A 5,433-nucleotide genomic window follows, 5' to 3' on the forward strand; every position below is an offset into this window, starting at 1 on the left:
CGCGACGGCACCTCGCCCTCGGCCGAGTCCATCTGGACGTTCCGGGCCGACGCCCCCGACTACCGGCTCGTCGCCCTCGACGCGATCCTCGCCGGGCGGGCCTCGGCCGACGCGGCACCGGCCGGGGCGGAGCACCGCTTCGGGAAGGGGCGGGCCGGGGCACCGCCCCACGGGGCCATGCGCCGCGGGGCGGTCAGGCATGCCCGGACGGCCCTTTGTCCACCCGCGGGTAAAAGTTCAACTCAACCCCTGCGCAAGGGCTTTCCGTACGGGACGAACACAGCTACCGTCCCCTACGTGTACACGACATGACTCGCGTCACCGGAGCCCCGTCCGGCGGCTCCGGAGACGAGCGCGGCAGTCCCCGCGCGGAACGGCAGAACGCACCGCCCGAACAACCGGCCCACTCCGGAGGACGCACGTGCACAGAAGCAGCAGACGGCTCCGAGCCCGAAAGACCCTCGCCCTCCTCACCGGCGGACTGCTCGCCGCCGCAACCCTCACCCTGGGCTCCTCGCCCGCCGCCACCGCCGGTGCCCGGACAGCTTCGGCCGCACAGGACGCCGCCGAGGACTTCCAGCAGGTCACCCTCGCCAAGGGTGCCGCCGAGACCGGCGAACCCATCTCGCTGGCGGTGCTCCCCGACCGCAGCGTGCTGCACACCTCACGCAGCGGCGAGCTGCGGATCACGGACAGCGCCGGCAACACCCGGGTCTCCGGCACCATCCCCGTCTACTCGCACGACGAGGAAGGGCTCCAGGGGATCGGGATCGACCCGGACTTCGCGGAGAACCGGGCGATCTACCTCTACTACGCGCCCCCGCTGGACACCCCCGCGGGCGACGCCCCGGAGAACGGCACCGCGGCCGACTTCGCGAAGTTCGACGGTGTGAACCGGCTCTCCCGCTTCGTGCTCAACGAGGACGGCACCCTCGACAACGCGAGCGAGAAGAAGGTCCTCGACATCCCCGCGACACGCGGTATGTGCTGCCACGTGGGCGGTGACATCGACTTCGACGCACAGGGCAACCTCTACCTCTCGACGGGCGACGACTCCAACCCGTTCGCCTCCGACGGCTTCTCGCCGCTCGACGACCGGCCCGGCCGCAATCCCGCGTTCGACGCCCGCCGCACCTCGGGCAACACCAACGACCTGCGCGGCAAGATCCTCCGCATCAAGGTCGCCGACGACGGCTCGTACACCGTCCCCGAGGGCAACCTCTTCGCCCCCGGCACGGACAGGACGCGGCCCGAGATCTACGCGATGGGTTTCCGCAACCCCTTCCGCTTCAGCGTGGACAAGGCCACCGGCATCCTCTACGTCGGCGACTACGGCCCCGACGCGGGAGCCGCCGACCCGAACCGCGGACCGGCCGGGCAGGTGGAGTTCGCCCGGGTGACGAAGCCCGGAAACTTCGGCTGGCCCTACTGCACCGGTGACAACGACGCGTACCGGGACTACGACTTCGCGACCAGGACCTCCGGCCCGGCCTTCGACTGCGCGGCCCCGAAGAACGAGTCGGCGCACAACACCGGCCTGGTCGACCTGCCGCCCGCGCAGGCCGCCTGGATCCCGTACGACGGCGCGTCCGTGCCCGAGCTCGGCAGCGGCTCCGAGTCCCCCATGGGCGGGCCCGTCTACCGCTACGACGCGGACCTCGACTCACCGGTGAAGTTCCCCGAGGAGTACGACGGTGACTTCTTCGCCGGAGAGTTCGGCCGGCAGTGGATCAAGCGCATCGAGCAGGACGCCGACGGCGGCGTCCAGTCCATCAACGACGTCCCGTGGACCGGGACCCAGGTGATGGACATGGCGTTCGGGCCCGACGGCGCCCTGTACGTCCTGGACTACGGCCTCTCCTGGTTCGGCGGCGACGAACACTCGGCGCTCTACCGCATCGAGAACGCCACCGGTGGCCGCTCACCCATCGCCGAGGCCTCGTCGGACAAGACCTCCGGAGTCGCGCCCCTCAGGGTGAAGTTCTCCTCGGCCGGCACCACCGACGGCGACGGCGACGCCCTGACCTACGCCTGGGACTTCGGCGACGGCGGCAGGTCCACGGCGGCCCACCCCACGTACACGTACAGGAAGAACGGCACCTACACGGCGACCGTGACCGCCAAGGACCCCACGGGGCGCACCGGTTCGGCGAGCGTGCACATCACCGTCGGCAACACCGCGCCCGTCGTCGACATGCAGTTCCCGTCCGACGGCCAGCTCTTCGAGTTCGGTGACGAGGTCCCCTTCAAGGTGACCGTCAAGGACCCGGAGGACGGCGCCGTCGACTGCACCGAGGTCGAGGTCAAGTTCACCCTGGGCCATGACAGCCACGGCCATGACATCACCACCGAGCACGGCTGCGAGGGCACCATCAAGACCGCGATGGAGGGCGGCCACGACCCGAACGCCAACATCTACGGGGGCATCTCGGCGTCCTACACCGACGGCGGTGGTGGCGGACAGGCCGCACTGACCGGCCGTGACCAGGCGATGCTCCAGCCGCGCCACCGCCAGGCCGAGCACTTCACCGACTCGTCCGGCATCACCACCCCGAGCAAGTCCGGCGCCCACGGCGGCCGGACCGTCGGAGACATCGACAACGACGACTGGATCTCCTTCCGTCCGTACATCCTCGCCGGCTCCACGAAGCTCACCGCCCGCACCTCCTCGGCCGGAGCGGGAGGCTTCCTCGAAGTGCGGGCAGGGTCGCCCACCGGCAAGATCCTCGGCTCCGCACCCGTCCCGGTGACCGGCAGCTGGGACACCTTCCAGGACATCGACGTGCCGCTGCGCGGTGCACCGAAGAAGGCCACGGAGCTCTTCCTGGTCTTCAAGGGCGGAGCCGGAGCCTTGTACGACGTGGACGACTTCGAACTCTCCGACAGCCCGGTCGACCGGACCGCCAAGCGCGTCCTCGTCTTCTCCAAGACGGGCGGCTTCCGGCACGACTCGATCCCCGCGGGCATCACCGCACTGAAGGAACTGGGCAAGGACACCAACATCACGGTCGACTCCACGGAGGAAGCCGGCCAGTTCACCACCAGCAACCTGGCGCGCTACGACGCCGTCGTCTTCCTGTCGACGACCGGGGACGTCCTGAACGCCGAGCAGAAGAAGGCGTTCGAGAACTTCGTCTCCACCGGCGGCGGTTACATGGGTGTCCACGCCGCGGCCGACACCGAGTACGACTGGGAGTTCTACGGAGGGCTCGTCGGGGCGTACTTCGACTCGCACCCGCAGATCCAGCCCGCGACCGTCCGTGTGGAGAACCACGACCACCCCGCGACCGCGCACCTGGAGGAGGCCTGGGACCGCACCGACGAGTGGTACAACTACCGCACCAACCCCCGGGACAAGGCCCAGGTCCTCGCCACCCTGGACGAGACCACCTACACCGGCGGCACCATGAAGGGGGACCACCCGATCGCCTGGTGCCAGGCCTACCAGGGCGGACGGTCCTTCTACACCGGCCTCGGCCACACCAAGGAGTCCTACGCCGAACCCGCCTTCCGGCAGCACCTGCTGGGCGGTCTGCGCTACGCCTCCGGGCAGGTGAAGGCCAACTGCAAGCCGGACACCGGCTACCGGCCGATCTTCAACGGCAAGACGCTCGAAGGCTGGAAGCAGGCCGGCCCCGGTAAGTTCGCCGTAGCCGACGGCGAGCTGCGCTCCGAGGGCGGCATGGGCCTGCTGACCTACCAGGCCAAGGAGCTGGACTCCTACTCGCTGAAGCTCGACTGGAAGATGGCGGGCGACGACAACTCCGGTGTCTTCGTGGGCTTCCCCGAGTCGGACGACCCGTGGTCCGCGGTGAACAACGGCTACGAGGTCCAGATCGACGCCACGGACGCGGCGGACCGCACGACCGGTGCTGTCTACACCTTCAAGTCCGCCGACATCAAGGCGCGTGACCGGGTCCTGCGGCCGCCCGGCCAGTGGAACAGCTTCGAGATCAAGGTCCGGGGCGAGCGGCTCCAGGTCTTCCTCAACGGGGTGAAGATCAACGACTTCACCAACACCGATCCGGCCCGCAGCCTCAAGGACGGTTACATCGGTCTCCAGAACCACGGAGCCGACGACCAGGTGTCCTTCCGCAACATCCAGCTGAAGGAACTGCCCTCGACGTAGGGCGGCCACCTCCTGCGCCGGCGGTGGGCGGGGAAGCGTGATTTTTCCCCGCCCACCGCCCACCACCCCTCTACATCCCCCCAGGGAGGCAGCCCGTGACCGCACATGCCGTTCGTACCGGAGTCTGGTTCATCGGAGCCCGCGGCTCCGTCGCCACCACCGCCACCGCGGGGTGCGCGGCCATCGCGGGCGGGCTCCACCCGCCGACCGGCATGGTCACCGAGACACCGCCCTTCGCCGGCAGCGGGCTGCCCCCGCTGACTTCCCTCGTCTTCGGCGGTCACGACACCCTCGACTGCCCCCTGCCCAAGCGGGCCGAGGCCCTCGCGGCCGGAGGCGTGCTCCCCCACGGACTTCCCACGGCGGTCGAGGCCGAACTCGGCGCCGCCGACGCGGAGATACGCCCCGGCGGCCCGCTCCCGGGCGACACCCGCACCGACGAGGAGCTCGTCGCCGCCTTCGCCGCCGACATCGAGGACTTCACCCACCGCCACGGGCTGGCCCGCACGGTCGTCATCAACGTCGCCTCGACCGAACCCGCCCCCGGCGAGGACGACTCCCGGCTGCCCGCCAGCTCGCTCTACGCGGCGGCCGCACTCCGGGCCGGCTGCCCCTACGCCAACTTCACCCCCTCCACCGGGCTGCGCAGCCCGCACCTCCAGGACGCCGTCGACTCCTGCGTACTTCCCCACGCCGGACGGGACGGCAAGACGGGCCAGACGCTGCTCCGTTCCGTGCTCGCACCGATGTTCGTCCAGCGCGCGCTGCCGGTGCGGGCGTGGTCGGGCACCAATCTGCTGGGCGGCGGGGACGGGGCGGCGCTGGCCGACCCGGCGGCGGCGGCGGCCAAGAACGCGGGCAAGGAACGCGTCCTCGCCGACACGCTCGGGGCGGCCCCGGAGGGCGAGGTCCACATCGACGACGTACCGGCGATGGGGGACTGGAAGACGGCGTGGGACCACATCGCCTTCGACGGGTTCCTCGGCTCGCGGATGATCCTCCAGACGATCTGGCAGGGATGCGACTCCGCCCTCGCCGCACCGCTGATCCTGGACCTGGCCCGGCTGCTGGCCCGCGCCCACGAGGCGGGCCTGACCGGACCGAGGCCCGAGCTCGGCTTCTACTTCAAGGATCCGGACGGCGGTCCCGCCGCGCTGCCCGAGCAGTACGCGGACCTGCTCGCCTTCGCCGAACGCCTGCGGACCGCCCGGTGAGGCTGCTCGCGGCGGCGGCCGGGTCCCCCCGGCTGCCCGGTGCCCCGCAGCGCACCCCGGCCGCCCCCGCGCGGCCCTCCCCGGACAGCC

General features: G+C 70.8%; 2 protein-coding genes. Both read left to right on the forward strand.

From position 1 onward, the window contains the following. Positions 1-421 precede the first annotated feature (421 nt). Complete coding sequence (locus VN520_RS22775; protein ID WP_325748794.1) at positions 422-4,129, forward strand: ThuA domain-containing protein; 3,708 nt, start codon at positions 422-424, stop codon at positions 4,127-4,129. Positions 4,130-4,224: 95 nt separating this feature from the next. Continuing rightward, positions 4,225-5,343, forward strand: a complete 1,119-nt coding sequence (locus tag VN520_RS22780) for an inositol-3-phosphate synthase (RefSeq protein WP_325748795.1) — start codon at positions 4,225-4,227, stop codon at positions 5,341-5,343. The last annotated feature ends 90 nt before the right edge of the window (positions 5,344-5,433 follow it).

This window comes from Streptomyces sp. (assembly GCF_035563135.1).
In the GTDB taxonomy this organism is placed as follows: Bacteria; Actinomycetota; Actinomycetes; order Streptomycetales; family Streptomycetaceae; genus Streptomyces.